This is a genomic window from Lactiplantibacillus nangangensis, assembly GCF_005405065.1.
Classification (GTDB): domain Bacteria; phylum Bacillota; class Bacilli; order Lactobacillales; family Lactobacillaceae; genus Lactiplantibacillus; species Lactiplantibacillus nangangensis.
The window spans coordinates 155,845-168,703 of record NZ_BJDI01000003.1 but is presented as its reverse complement, the minus strand read 5'-3'; the positions used below and the strand labels follow the sequence as shown (position 1 = coordinate 168,703).

Here is a 12,859-nt window from a genome sequence, read left to right as displayed (position 1 = left end):
TAATCAGCTTAGTAGAACCTTTTTTAAATCGCATCAGAAATTAAGTGCTAGCGAATAAATGACGAAACCACCTAGCAACATGGCAATCACAGCTAAAATGACCCAGATGACATGCGTTGTTGCTTGACCAATCCGGTGTTGCAACTGTAGGTGTGCTTGTGAGTGTTCATGTTCCGCATTGAACAGTGACGCACTCTCATTTTTGACCCAGTCAGCACCACGAGTCCCATAAAAGGGATTGTTGTGGGCTTTCACCTGGCGTGGCACCCGTCCGTTGTGCTTGGCTAATGGTTGATACAATCGCATCTCGAGCCTCTTTTCAGTCGTTAAGCCTTACCCTTTTTGCGCTTTATAAGGAACGGCATAATTTTTCGGTGCGTCGCTTGCTTTGGCGTACTTCCAGTGACCGGACATCTTCTTCTCTAACGGTGCATCTTTCTTAATGCACGTAAACCGTGACCCAACTGCATTTTCAATGATAAAAATTCGGTTGAATTCATGGCGTGTTTGCACGATATGACAATCATCGTGGTCGATTCCAAATACATCTTTATAAACCAAAAATCATGATCTCCTTTGTTTTGACTTTTTGACCGATAAACTTTTCACAACGCCAATGATGCTTGGCGTAACCCATCTAGTAACACTTCTATTATAGACCCCATTTATCATGCGTAAACCTAATTTGTTTAGGAAATGCTTTTTTGCCCAAACAAAAAGCTTTAACAAACACCGTCAAAACAGTGTTTATCAAAGCTTTTCGTTCTCCCAAGGTTGCTTCAAATCGCCCGCACGAGGATCGAACTCGTAACTCCGCCTTGAGAGGGCGACGTCTTAACCAATTTGACCAGCGGGCAAAATTCATTAACTATCTTACCGAAAAAAAGACCTGTTGTCAATCTTTCATTTGACGCGTAACCGCCAAATCGTCACCACCACTAAGCCAATGAATAAAATCAAGCAATAAGCGACACTGCACCAGAAAACAAAGGTCAATAATTGCGGTAACAAGAATGTGCGCATAACCGCTAAGCCAATCGCAGTCACTGCCCAAACAATCAACTGTTGTCGTAAATGATTAAATAATCGTGTCAATTCTTTGGCTGTCATCAGCGCACCCCTTTTAGATGAAGAAAAAACTTGTGGCCCCACCCGCAATTAGAATCAACCCAACGGTTCGTAACCAACGAAAACGCGCATTCCGTTGAGCAATCGCTGGTGTTGCTAATTGAAAGTTTGGCAGTGGCCCAGTCGTTTGTTGCCAAAAACGATAACAGTAACTTGGTAGTAACTGCTGAAAGACAGCTAGATACAGGACAAAGCCCAGATCAAAACTCCCAGCAAATAACCGAGTCGCAGACTGCTTAAAGGCCATTAAAGCAACCACAATACAAGCCACCACGCCGATACCGGCCAACCAAAGCAGGAGTCGTCCCCACAAACTGACCCCCACAAGCGGTGAAAAGTTAAACAACCGTTTGGTGGTCGTCACATCCGCGCCAGGTAGCACCTCAAACAGCGGATTTTTGCTCATTCCCCGCACTGCCATTAATGTCAAAACAATGCCGACAATAATTAGAACTAATACCAAACCACCAAGGACCAACTGTCTCACCACTTTCATTTTAAGTCTCGTTCAATCGTACAACAGTCCACGAAAAAAGTACACGGGATAAACTGTGACAGGTGGCGATTAAAATTCATTGGTAAAATCACATTCAACGCTTGACATGATTTGCGCATAAAGTTAAGATTAAATAGTTGTTTATTGGGTATTCGCCAAATTGGTAAGGCAGCGGACTCTGAATCCGTAATTTACTGGTTCGAGCCCAGTATACCCAATTTTATAGTTTTGCCAGTCGTCAATGAGGTGCCTAATACCTCGTATGACGGCTTTTTTATTGTTTTGATATTCAGTAATCTTAAGTGTCATGGAACCAATTGGCACCATTTTTTGCACCAGCCGAACACTCAAACCAGATTGTTACAAACACCGTCAATGACTCACGGATTAGTCTATTTTGGGGGTTCCCGCCGTTTTGCTATTAACAAGCAACACAAAAAGGTCTCCGTTTAGGCATCAAACTAAGTTGATGACGCTAAACGGAAACCTTTTGAAGCCCCATTTTGAGATTCTTATTTCAAATAAAATAATTAACTTATTTTAAAAAGCTTTTCTTGGCAACAATGCGATAGATTGCATCACTCAACCCAGTAATGAAAACCAAGATCAAGCCCGCATATTGTAACCAGGGTGCCGCTTGGTGTACAACTTCGATTTTACTGCCGACCCCAAACATGACCAACCCGATCACGATAATGATACTTTCAACAACATTTAGCGTTTTCATGCCTAATCTCCTTGATTACTAGTTTTACTCAATGAGTACTTAGATTTTCGCACGTTCCCCCGGCATTTGCAACTCAAGCTGGTTTTGACCGTTTTGTGCTCGAAAAAAAGGCGTCCCCAAAATCACCCGTAAGTGATTTCAGGGACGTCAAAATTTTTAAGTTTTACGGTGCTTATTTAAGGCGTGAAGTTAACTTCTTAGTTAAGTCTTCGTAGCCTGGTTTGCCAAGCAAAGCGAACATGTTGTTCTTGTAAGCTTCAACACCTGGTTGGTTGAATGGGTTGATTCCGTTCAAGTAACCAGAAATAGCAACAGCAGCTTCGAAGAAGTAAATCATGTAGCCTAAGGTGTAAGCATCTTGGCTAGGAATGTTAACGACCATGTTAGGAACACCGCCATCAACGTGGGCCATAATAACCCCTTCGAAAGCCTTGGTGTTAACTTGGGCCATTGTCTTACCTTCAAGATACTTCAAACCATCAAGGTTTTCAGTTTCTTTAGGAATGTCAACGTCACTAGTGGCGTTTTCAACTTTAACAACAGTTTCCATCAAGTTACGACGACCTTCTTGGATATATTGACCCAATGAATGTAAGTCAGTCGTAAAGTTAGCTGATGATGGGTAGATACCCTTTTGGTCTTTCCCTTCGGATTCGCCCATTAATTGCTTCCACCATTCTGAGAACATCGCCATATTTGGTTCGTAGTTTTCAAGAATTTCAGTAGTGTAACCCTTCCGGTATAAAATGTTCCGGAAAGCAGCATATTGGTAGGCTTCGTTCTTGGTCAAATCAGCATCGCTGTATTCTTTTTGACCATCAGCCGCACCTTTCATTAATGAATCGATGTCGCCGCCTGAAACAGCAATTGGTAATAAACCAACTGGGGTCAAGACAGTGAAACGACCACCAACGTCATCAGGAATAACGAATGATTCGTAGCCTTCAGCGTCAGCTTCTTGCTTCAACGCACCACGTTTGCGGTCAGTTGTTGCAAAAATCCGGCCTTTGGCTTCTGCTTCACCATACTTAGCGATTAACTTTTCTTTGAAGACCCGGAAAGCGATTGATGGTTCAGTCGTCGTCCCAGATTTAGAAATAATGTTAACAGAGAAGTCGCGGTCACCGATCAAGTGAACTAAATCGTTGACGTACGATGGTGAAATTGAGTTCCCAGCAAAGACAACTTGTGGGAATTTACGGTCTTCACGTGAAAGTGATGACCAGAATGTTTCATGTAAGAATTCAATGGCTGCCCGGGCGCCGAGGTATGAACCACCGATCCCGATTACTACTAAGACATCTGAATCTGATTGAATCTTCTTTGCAGCCGCTTTGATGCGGGCAAATTCTTCCTTGTCGTAATCTGTTGGTAAGTTTAACCAGCCGCGGAAATCATTTCCGGCGCCAGTACCTTCACGCAGCTCCTTGTCAGCAGCTGTGACCATAGCTTGCATTTCGCCAAGTTCGTTATCATGAACGAAATTAGTTAAATTAGAGCTGTCAAATGAAATGTGTGCCATTTACTATTACCTCTTTCTAGACATATTTAACAACTCACATTATACAATACGAGTGAACGGAATGAAAAGCGCTTACCCGGTTTTTTCGTAAATTTTCGTGAATTATGTAAAAAATTACGATTTTTATCAACCAAAAAAGGCGCTGATAACGAGTGGTTATCGCGTCTGATTGCGTTTTAAACGATTAAAAAATAATTTAATTAATTTTCAGGCAAAAACTTTACTAAGCCTTCATCAAGGATAGTGCAACCCCACCAATGATGACTAGAATTGACCCAATCACGACATACACCATTTCACGTTTCGTCTTACGCTCACCTAACAGATAGATGCTCCCGAAGGTTGAAATGACGATGCCCATTTGAGACAACGAATACGCAATCGCTTGACCAATCTGAGCCATTGCCATGAACATAAACAAGTTCCCGACACCCCAGACTAATCCAGTGACAATATTACGATACGTGGCCTTCTCAGCCCATGGTTTGTCCTTAAAGGACCAGATCAAGGCCCCAATCAACATCCCGATGGCTTGTGGCATCACGACTGCTTGCGCGTTGACGTTGCCATAGTGGACCACGATTGTATAACCGGCATAGCCGATGGTTGACAAAATCAGTGCCCGAATCCCAACACCCCAATTTTCAGAAGCGCGCCGGTTCGGATCAGAACGGTCAGTTAATGAGGTCAAAACGGCCCCAGCAATTAACACGATCACTGAGATTGAACCAATCCAATACATCTTGCCATGCCACTCATTAAAAAGTAAGACACCGGCTAAAGCGTTAGCGACTAGTTGCATCCCAGTTGACATTGGCGTGGTCCGCGAAATCCCAATCGCTTTCATTGACGTGAACTGTTGTCCTTGACCCACACTCCAGAATAACCCAGAAATAATCCCAGTCACCCAAACTGCAGTAGTCAAAGATGGTTGTTTCACAATCCAAAGAATGAGCCCAAAGACCAAAGCACCCATTGTCATACCGAGGGTCTGTTGCCGCGCAGAACCGCCCATATGACCACTAATTAAGCCGATACTACCCCACGCAATTGCAGGAATCAGTGCAATTAGAATTCCCATTAATCATAATCCTCATTTCTATTTTTTCTCTCATGCCTAACGACAAGAAATAAGTTTATCAGGAAAGTAACCGTTTTACCAGTGTTAAATAGCGTTACAGGCTTAAATATAATTATTTTTATATTTTCATGAATTCGTTTTCTTTATCAATAGAGACCGTTTTCAAGTAATGAAAACGGCCTCCAAAATACGGTTTAAATTTTTTTTATTTAAGCAGTTATTTTGGCCTATTTATCTAGTGTTAAGACCAAAACTTTTAAATAGTTGCTGGCTAAGTAAGCTTTCCGCGTCACAAAATCGGCTGGTAACCGCAGCGTTTCCGTCACAGTGTAAGTCCGGTCACTGCCGATAAAGGCATCATCAACAGCTTCACTGAACCGTTTCATTGAGAAGTTGTTAGCCGTTGTGGCAACGACTAATTGGCCTTCACGTCGAACGGTTGGCAAAGCCTGTGCCAACAAGTCAGTTAAATCAGTCGCTACTTGGAACTTTTGTTTCTTGACTCGAGCAAACGTTGGCGCCGTGACCACGACAACATCATAGCTCAAATGATGCTTGGCGGTGTAATCCAAATAATTTGGCACTTCGATCGTTCGAATCTCGTGCTTATCGGGGTCGATGTTATTCATCGCTAATTGTTCAGCAGTCGCTGAAGCCCCTTTCTTACTCGTTTCAATGGAAATCGTCTTCGCCGCACCGGCAACGGCAGCCGCAGCGGTGACCCCATTTTCTTGGCTAAACAAGTTCAGCACCGTTTTACCTTGCAGTTCAGCACTAGCCAACCACTCACGAATTGGCCGCATGTCGAGCAATAAGCCAGTCGTTAAGTCATCCGCCAGATGGACCGGATAAGTAACCTCGCCTTCAGTGACCAAGAGTGGTTCAGGGGCAGCCGTCCCAGTAACTAATTGACTCTTCAAGTTGGCTTCACCCACGTTGAACCGTAACTTCGCATAAATGCCTTTAAATTGATGATCAGTGGCCGTTTCAAACGCCGCGTAGATCATTTCACGTTGTTGGTAAACGCCTTCTGCGTACCAAGTGAAGACATAGTAGTCACCGTAACGATCAATCGTCACGCCACCCAAACCATCACCAGCCGCATTGAAGACCCGTTGTGGCAAGTCAGCCGACAACGTTGTTTGCCGACGAACCAAAGCTGTCTTGAATAACTTACGGAAATAATCCGTCGTTGGTGTTTGCGTTTCATCGACGCTCAAGACCCAACCAAGCTGGCGACGATGCTTGGCGATCAACGCATAACCCATAAATTGGGAGCTCGCCATTAAAGTCACGAATGACCCATCCGTCAATTTCATACTTGGATCTTTAAGATCATCTTCAACTAATAGTGGATAACCATCTTTAACTTTACGTTGCGAATTCCCTGTAATTTGTACCTTTTGCATAATTGTTGCTCCTATTCGTTCAATTCTGACGAAGCTGACCGCCATATTTGTGACGGCTCAACTTCTACTTACTTATCTAAAGTAGCGGTAAATCGCTGTTCACAGCCCTGTTAAGAGTAACATACTCCCGTCATGAGTGCGACTAGTTGTTTACTGACCAGACCAATTAAGCCGATAGAAAAGTGGTTTAAACGCCAAATGCGCAAACCACTTTCAATCACTAACGCTTTAATCCTCAATGATTGGCTTATCAAAGCCCTCATCCGGGAAAGTGACCGTAAAGCGCGTGCCTTGGTCCGGTTCACTCTCAACTTCAATCGTCCCACCATGTTGTTGGACCAATTGATGTGAGATGGCTAACCCCAACCCGGATTCACCATATTTCGTGTTTTTCCGTGATGGATCGGCTTTGTAATACCGTTCCCAAATATTTTTAACTTGTTCTGGGGTCATGCCGATGCCGTGATCTTGTACCGCAATCACTGCCGCATGATCGCTGCGACTGGCAGTCACCACAATCGTGCCCTTTTGTGAGAATTGGATGGCATTTTGCATAATGTTAAACAACACTTGTACAAAACGATCATAGTCCGCCCAAACTGGTAACGTTTCTGGCACCGTCAAGCTGAATTGATCCTCAGCGGCGGCCGCTTTCTTTGTGAGTTGTTCAACTAAGTTGTGTAAAACTTCAGCACCGTCAAAATTGGTCTTATTCAACGCGATCTGGCCGGTCCGAATCTTTTCATAATCCAAGTTTTCATTCACTAAGCGAATCAACCGTTTCGTCTCGTTTTGCATCAAAACGATTGAATGGGCTTTATCCTCTTCTGGAATAGCATCGTAGGCCAGCCCTTCCAAAATGCCATTGATCGTTGTTAACGGTGTCCGCATTTCGTGTGCGGCATCCGCCATAAATTCCCGGCGTCGTTTTTCTTGCCGTTTGATTTCTTCATTAGACGCACGTAACGAACTGACCATGCCGTTGAAATCATCTGCCAAATCATCAATTTCATCTTTATGATTACTGTCAACATGAATGTCAAAATCACCGCTGGCAACTGAATGGGTCGCATACCGCAACCGATTGATGCGGCGCACCGAGTAACGCGCCAAAATATAACTTAGCAGCAATGCGGCAATCCCGGAAACCAGCAACGCAATAAAGAGATTATTTTCAATTTGCTGCTCATTCGCCTGCAGTGTCTGTTCAAATGAACCGATTGAAATCGCACCGACAAACTTTTTCGTCGTCCCATTCTTATAAAATAGTGGGACTAGCACGTCGATTGTCCGTAATGCCGGCGTATTCACTGGCCGGTCATGATTGCGCGACTTAAACGAAACATGTGGCGACTTCGTAATCGTCTTGTTTTGCTTAAGTTTGCGCCAATCAGCACCTGAAATACTAGGCGCGTAAAACGACCCACTCGGCATGCTATTTAACCCCATCGTCGTCGGATAAACGACCTTTTTAGTAGCATCATAGACCGAAAAATGAATGTTTTGATCACGTAAAATAGCCGTACCATCATTCAGGAATTGTTGGTTAAATCCAACGACTTTTTTCGTCCGCGTATTGTAACGAATGGCTTCTTTTTCAATACTCGTCGCGTACTGTTGCAGTTGTTGCCAAGAATTTTGATAAATCATCGTTTTGGTCGTGCGAATAAACGCAAAACCCAAGACCACGATTACCGTAATGATCACGGCAAAAAATGCCAGCATTTGTTGATAGATCAGTTTCATTGCGCATCAAGGCCACTATCATCGAACTTGTAGCCAACCCCCCAGACCGTTTGAATAATTTGAGGACCCGCCTTTTCAATTTTTTGACGCAACTTTTTGATATGCGCATCCACAGTTCGTTCATCACCATAATATTCGTAATCCCAAACCAACTGCAAGAGTTGTTCACGGGAAAAGACTTGGCGTGGCTTCTGAGCGAGCGTCTTCAACAAATCAAATTCCTTTGGCGTCAAATCAGCAATCTGTTTGCCAGCCAAATAAGCTTCCCGCGTCTTCGTATTGAGCTTGAAGTGATCAGTCTGGACATCGAAATCGCTGACGGCATCATCAGCAGTTTCAGTTAGCGTGGCTTTACCCAGATCAGCACGCCGATGTAACGCTTTAATACGTGCAATCAACGTAATTGGCGAAAATGGTTTGGTGACGTAATCATCCGCGCCCATTTCGAGCCCTAAGACTTGGTCACTTTCAGAATCACGAGCCGTCAACATAATAATTGGTACAGTTGGTGAGACTTTGCGAATTTCTGCACTAACCGCCATACCGTCTTTACCGGGTAAATTCAAATCAAGCGTGATCATGTCCCAGCTATCAGCATCTGCTTTAAACATGTCGACTGCCTCATTGCCATCATAGGCAAAGTGCGCGTCCCATTGTTCTTTTTTAAAAAACATCGCCATCATTTCTGAGACAGATTTATTGTCTTCAATCATTAATAATTTCATCTACATCGTCCTCCAAGTTTATCGGTTTACATGTCACGATAGCTTTCTACCGGGTTCGGCCACTAACCAAACACCGGTCCTAGATTTAATCATACCCCACTTTGGGTTAATTATCAGTCCCAGTATATCAACAAATTTGTAACAAAACATGGCTCAATTGTGAAAGAAATGTGGTGCTACAAGCTCAACAATAATTGCCGCTTAAACATGAGTCCGATTACTGCTATATTATTATAGTAGTAAAAAAGGAGTGAGCCACCAATGCTAGCACCCAAAATCAACGCAACGAGTCTAGTGCCAACCGATTTCATGACCATTTATGACGATGAGGACCACCTCTTAAACAACGCTGAAATTGACGCCCAAGTCATTACTGGTCAAGACCGTGAGCATCCGATTATTGAACAGTGCCAATTTAGTAAAACGACTTTTACGAACAACAACTTTTTTCGGGCAGAACTAACCGACGTCATTTTTAAAGACTGCGACCTCTCCAACTGTCAATTTGAAAAATCAAGCTGGTATCGGGTGCAGTTAATCAACTGTAAGCTTGTCGGCACCACTTTTGACCAGAGCTTCTTCAAAGAAGTCAGCTTTGACGGTTGTAATTTAAACCTTGCCAATCTCAATGAAATGAAACTAACCTCGGTCACCTATACCGAAACAAAATTGACTGAAATCAATTGTATGGAAACTAGTCTGAAACAAACTCGGTTAACGGACTGCGACTTGAACAACGCCGACTTTACCAATACCTCGTTAACCAAACTCGACTTGCGACGTTGTCAATTTAAAGCTTTGCGCGTCCAACCATTCGACATCCGTGGCTGTCACGTTAACGCTGAGCAAGCCTTGTACTTCGCAAACCAATTTCTCGAATTACGCATCGATTAACTAAAAGCAGCGTCTGGCAATGAGCTTCCAGACGCTGTTTGCTTAATTTTTAAAGGAATGAATCGGCACTGGAATATGACCACCACGTTCAATAAAAGCCGTTGTGTCACCGGGCACGCCAATCATGTCTAAGCCAACCGAACATACCGCCGTCATGACTTCTGGATACTGAAAACTAACGCCATTTGAAAATAATAACTTCATGATAATTACGTGAAGAATCGCCGACAACGCGCCGATAACAACCGTGCTTTGTTATAATGAAAAACGCTGGTTAATTTTCAGAATAGGGGTGCACTAAGATGACATTAAAACTTAAAGCTAACGGAAAGGGTGTCGTCCGATGACCCGTCAACATCATTTGCGTGGTGTCTTGCTGGCAAGTGTCGCCTGCATTTTGTGGGGCATCTCTGGGGTCGCCGCCAGTACGCTATTCATCAACAATCCACATATTACGCCACTCTGGTTAACCCAGGTTCGGATGATCAGTGCTGGCATTATCATGCTTGTCTGGGCACAGCTGGCTGGCACCAAGCCAGTCACGATTTGGCAGCAACACCACGATACGCTTCAAGTGATCTGCTATGGCTTATTAGGCTTGATTCCAGTACAGCTCTGCTACTTTGAAGCGGTCAAAGTCGGTAACGCACCGATCGCCACTATTATTCAATTTTTAGGACCATTTATCATTAGCATTTATTATCTTCTATTCAAGCACGTCAAACCGCGGCGCGCGGAAGCCATTGGCATGGTGATGGCATTTATTGGCACCCTCTTAATCGTGACGCACGGCCATTTGACGAGTCTGGCAATTTCGCCAGTTGTTCTGTTCTGGGGTGGACTTTCAGCCATCGGTGTCGCAACGAATACACTGATTCCACGCCCCTTGTTACCGAAGTATGGGGCTTTGACCATCACGGGTTGGGGACTGTTGATTGCCGGCCTCAGCTTATTAGTCTTGAAACCACTTTGGACCGTTAGTTTAAAATTAACCCTAATGGAAATCGGTTTGATTGTCGTGATCGTGTTGCTAGGGACAGTTGCGCCCTTCTTCATGTTTGCACGCAGTTTGAGTGATATTCTGCCAACAACTGCCAGTTTGCTAGATGCGTTCGAACCGTTGGCAGCCACCATTTTTTCAGTCACTTTTTTAAATGTCCAATTGACCGGTTTCGACTTGGTTGGTGGCCTCTTGATTATTCTCGCCGTGATGGCACTGTCACTGAATGTCCGCAAAATGATGGCCCACTTACATCGACAAACAGAATAGTTGGCAGCCGACCATCACTATGCTAAACTATGGTTGTATCGAATTTGGGGATGTTCTGGATTCGACAGGTATAGTTTGAGTTCGGATTGCGATTCGTGGTTGTGCCACGTAAAACCACTCAGTTTATTTATAACTGCAAAAAATAATAACAATTCTTACGCTTTAGCTGCCTAAACAGCGCTAACCGTAGATCCTCCTGAGATCGTCCATGTCTCAGATCTGGGTCCTAAATTCAGTGGACTTACGCTCAATGCTCACACCTGAAGCAACGAGAAGAGACTAATCGGGTTAGCTGTTACTGGGTGCCCTGACATGCGGCGTTTGTAACGGCGAATTTCAAATAGTATGCCTATGATCGTAGATATTCGAAGGGCAATATGCTTGGACGCGAGTTCGACTCTCGCCATCTCCATAACAGTTAGTCACCTACCAGAACAGGTGCGAAGGAATGCCGGTATGACGGCATTCCTTTTTTTATTTTAAGAATTGATAAGAAGTGTTTTGAACACTAAAGGAAACATTTAGGAAACATTTTTAATTTAAAGCAAATATTATCATGCCAAGCGGGCAATGCTAGAAAATTTGGCATGGAGGCACAATAATGAATGAAAACTATTTCAAAAAAATTGTTGAAGAAGTTACCGACGATCTAGAATCACAAGCCGGAATCATAATAACACCTAAGCAACTAAGATCATTGCAACAAACAAAGCAAATCAGATTTAAAAAAGATGAATTGGAACCTTACAACATCGCTGGGATAAAGCTTTATCTGCATGACACACCATGTAACAGTCGTGTTTGGAATAGTTATGAAAGCATGTCAGATGGTAGCGTGATAGTTGCCATTACAGTAGCTACTCAATACGTCAATCTAATAATCGGTTAGCACAAATAAACCCCGACTTCGGCCGGGGTTCTTTTTTTATTAGTGATCTAATATACCCTCACGAAGCCGCATATATTGATCCACATAACAATGCAATGCCCCCCGTGCAAACGTCAAGGAAATGTCATTTAACTTATGTTTATCCAACGCACCGATCTCGGCGCAATAAATGATAGCTAGTGTGTCATCATCGGTGTTACTCACATCGGTTTCCAAGCCAAGATCTTTAAGGTACGGTGTTACTAGCACGGTAAACCACTTGGCAGCGATGGTTAATGCTTTTTGTTGTTCGTTCATTTCAGAATATTCCATTTTATTACCTCCGATTACACTCACTAGCTTCTTCACTCGTGATGCTCCTCGTAGCTAAGGGCATCACAAGCACAAGACCTCACACCGTGGGTTGACTACCCACACCCGTTTGGGGAGCTTCTCCCCAATCCTTATAAATCGCGGTGCGCGATAGCCGCGGGCAAAGGGTTGACAGACCCTAACCCTTTGCTGATTTCAAGCATTTGTTACGTTAAGTCCGTAAAGGCCAAGCCGCTATGCGGTTGCTACGCAAGTCTTGACGGACAGCAATAAAAAGCCCCCGGCTTGGTAGCCAGAGGTATGTTGTTGTAAAGTTTTAAAGCCCACGACGCCGATCACGATCAGTACGGAACGGGTGCGATACTTGGTCACGAGCAGACGACACTTGATCGCTAGCATGGGGCACTTGATTGTGAGCTTCTGGGATATTGTCCCGCGCCGTTGATGTGAAGTGACTACGTTTGCGTGTAGTAGTTTTGGCGCCAGCATTGCCACCAAAAAAGATTTTCCAAAGGAATAGGAAACCAACAATCCAAAGCAGCCATTCACCAAACGCAATAATATACGGGATCGCCCAGATCACGACACCAATGACGACGACCCAACCTAATATTTTCCCCACCGTTTCAGCTTTCAAGTGTTCGTACCTCCCGATTAATT

At 43.8% G+C, this 12,859-nt stretch carries 15 protein-coding genes, 2 tRNA genes, 1 other RNA gene and 1 pseudogene; 5 read left to right on the top strand and 14 right to left on the bottom strand.

Annotated features, from left to right (window positions below; all coding sequences use genetic code 11):
- Positions 1 to 33: 33 nt before the first annotated feature.
- The 5 genes from FFM70_RS04085 to FFM70_RS04065 all read right to left on the bottom strand — a co-directional run bounded on the left by FFM70_RS04085 (position 34) and on the right by FFM70_RS04065 (position 1,624).
- The gene (locus FFM70_RS04085) at positions 34 to 306 is read right to left on the bottom strand and encodes a hypothetical protein (protein WP_137615573.1); all 273 of its coding nucleotides are present in this window, start codon (positions 304 to 306) and stop codon (positions 34 to 36) included.
- A 27-nt stretch (positions 307 to 333) separates the two neighbouring features.
- The gene (locus tag FFM70_RS04080; protein ID WP_137615572.1) at positions 334 to 561 is read right to left on the bottom strand and encodes a hypothetical protein; all 228 of its coding nucleotides are present in this window, start codon (positions 559 to 561) and stop codon (positions 334 to 336) included.
- 223 nt (positions 562 to 784) lie between these two features.
- Positions 785 to 857: transfer RNA gene (locus FFM70_RS04075), tRNA-Glu, on the bottom strand.
- A gap of 46 nt (positions 858 to 903) precedes the next feature.
- Entirely contained in the window at positions 904 to 1,110 is a 207-nt protein-coding gene (locus FFM70_RS04070; RefSeq protein WP_137615571.1) for a hypothetical protein, read from the bottom strand.
- 13 nt (positions 1,111 to 1,123) lie between these two features.
- On the bottom strand, positions 1,124 to 1,624 hold the full coding sequence (locus tag FFM70_RS04065) for a hypothetical protein (RefSeq protein ID WP_137615570.1): 501 nt from the start codon (positions 1,622 to 1,624) through the stop codon (positions 1,124 to 1,126).
- 145 nt (positions 1,625 to 1,769) lie between these two features.
- Between FFM70_RS04065 and FFM70_RS04060 the strand changes: the two genes are divergently transcribed.
- Positions 1,770 to 1,842, top strand: a tRNA-Gln gene (locus FFM70_RS04060).
- A 317-nt stretch (positions 1,843 to 2,159) separates the two neighbouring features.
- Here the strand turns inward: FFM70_RS04060 and FFM70_RS04055 are convergent.
- The 6 genes from FFM70_RS04055 to FFM70_RS04030 all read right to left on the bottom strand — a co-directional run bounded on the left by FFM70_RS04055 (position 2,160) and on the right by FFM70_RS04030 (position 8,834).
- The gene (locus FFM70_RS04055; RefSeq protein WP_137615569.1) at positions 2,160 to 2,351 is read right to left on the bottom strand and encodes a hypothetical protein; all 192 of its coding nucleotides are present in this window, start codon (positions 2,349 to 2,351) and stop codon (positions 2,160 to 2,162) included.
- Positions 2,352 to 2,523: 172 nt separating this feature from the next.
- The gene (locus FFM70_RS04050; protein WP_137615568.1) at positions 2,524 to 3,873 is read right to left on the bottom strand and encodes a glucose-6-phosphate isomerase; all 1,350 of its coding nucleotides are present in this window, start codon (positions 3,871 to 3,873) and stop codon (positions 2,524 to 2,526) included.
- A 223-nt stretch (positions 3,874 to 4,096) separates the two neighbouring features.
- Positions 4,097 to 4,954, bottom strand: a complete 858-nt coding sequence (locus FFM70_RS04045) for a GRP family sugar transporter (protein WP_137615567.1) — start codon at positions 4,952 to 4,954, stop codon at positions 4,097 to 4,099.
- Between the two features lie 227 nt (positions 4,955 to 5,181).
- A complete protein-coding gene (locus tag FFM70_RS04040) occupies positions 5,182 to 6,363 on the bottom strand; it encodes a class I SAM-dependent methyltransferase (RefSeq protein WP_137615566.1) in 1,182 nt (393 codons plus the stop codon).
- A 228-nt stretch (positions 6,364 to 6,591) separates the two neighbouring features.
- Positions 6,592 to 8,109 (bottom strand): sensor histidine kinase, encoded by a 1,518-nt coding sequence (locus FFM70_RS04035; protein WP_137615565.1) that lies wholly within the window; start codon positions 8,107 to 8,109, stop codon positions 6,592 to 6,594.
- Entirely contained in the window at positions 8,106 to 8,834 is a 729-nt protein-coding gene (locus FFM70_RS04030) for a response regulator transcription factor (protein ID WP_137615564.1), read from the bottom strand. The genes FFM70_RS04035 and FFM70_RS04030 overlap by 4 nt, the downstream gene beginning before the upstream one ends.
- 261 nt (positions 8,835 to 9,095) lie before the next feature.
- Between FFM70_RS04030 and FFM70_RS04025 the strand changes: the two genes are divergently transcribed.
- Positions 9,096 to 9,728, top strand: a complete 633-nt coding sequence (locus FFM70_RS04025) for a pentapeptide repeat-containing protein (RefSeq protein WP_137615563.1) — start codon at positions 9,096 to 9,098, stop codon at positions 9,726 to 9,728.
- 42 nt (positions 9,729 to 9,770) lie between these two features.
- On the opposite strand, the pseudogene FFM70_RS04020 reads toward FFM70_RS04025, so the two are convergent.
- Positions 9,771 to 9,908: pseudogene (locus FFM70_RS04020) on the bottom strand (DUF711 family protein); the annotation flags it as partial.
- A 163-nt stretch (positions 9,909 to 10,071) separates the two neighbouring features.
- On the opposite strand from FFM70_RS04020, the gene FFM70_RS04015 reads away from it, so the two are divergent.
- The 3 genes from FFM70_RS04015 to FFM70_RS04005 all read left to right on the top strand — a co-directional run bounded on the left by FFM70_RS04015 (position 10,072) and on the right by FFM70_RS04005 (position 11,887).
- The gene (locus tag FFM70_RS04015; RefSeq protein WP_137615561.1) at positions 10,072 to 10,998 is read left to right on the top strand and encodes a DMT family transporter; all 927 of its coding nucleotides are present in this window, start codon (positions 10,072 to 10,074) and stop codon (positions 10,996 to 10,998) included.
- A gap of 46 nt (positions 10,999 to 11,044) precedes the next feature.
- Positions 11,045 to 11,413: a transfer-messenger RNA gene (gene ssrA / locus FFM70_RS04010) on the top strand.
- A 186-nt stretch (positions 11,414 to 11,599) separates the two neighbouring features.
- A complete protein-coding gene (locus tag FFM70_RS04005) occupies positions 11,600 to 11,887 on the top strand; it encodes a hypothetical protein (protein ID WP_137615560.1) in 288 nt (95 codons plus the stop codon).
- A 39-nt stretch (positions 11,888 to 11,926) separates the two neighbouring features.
- Here the strand turns inward: FFM70_RS04005 and FFM70_RS04000 are convergent, their stop codons facing one another.
- Positions 11,927 to 12,199, bottom strand: a complete 273-nt coding sequence (locus tag FFM70_RS04000; RefSeq protein WP_137615559.1) for a hypothetical protein — start codon at positions 12,197 to 12,199, stop codon at positions 11,927 to 11,929.
- A gap of 316 nt (positions 12,200 to 12,515) precedes the next feature.
- Positions 12,516 to 12,836, bottom strand: coding sequence for a hypothetical protein (locus FFM70_RS03995; protein WP_137615558.1), 321 nt, complete (start codon positions 12,834 to 12,836; stop codon positions 12,516 to 12,518).
- Positions 12,837 to 12,859 lie beyond the last annotated feature (23 nt).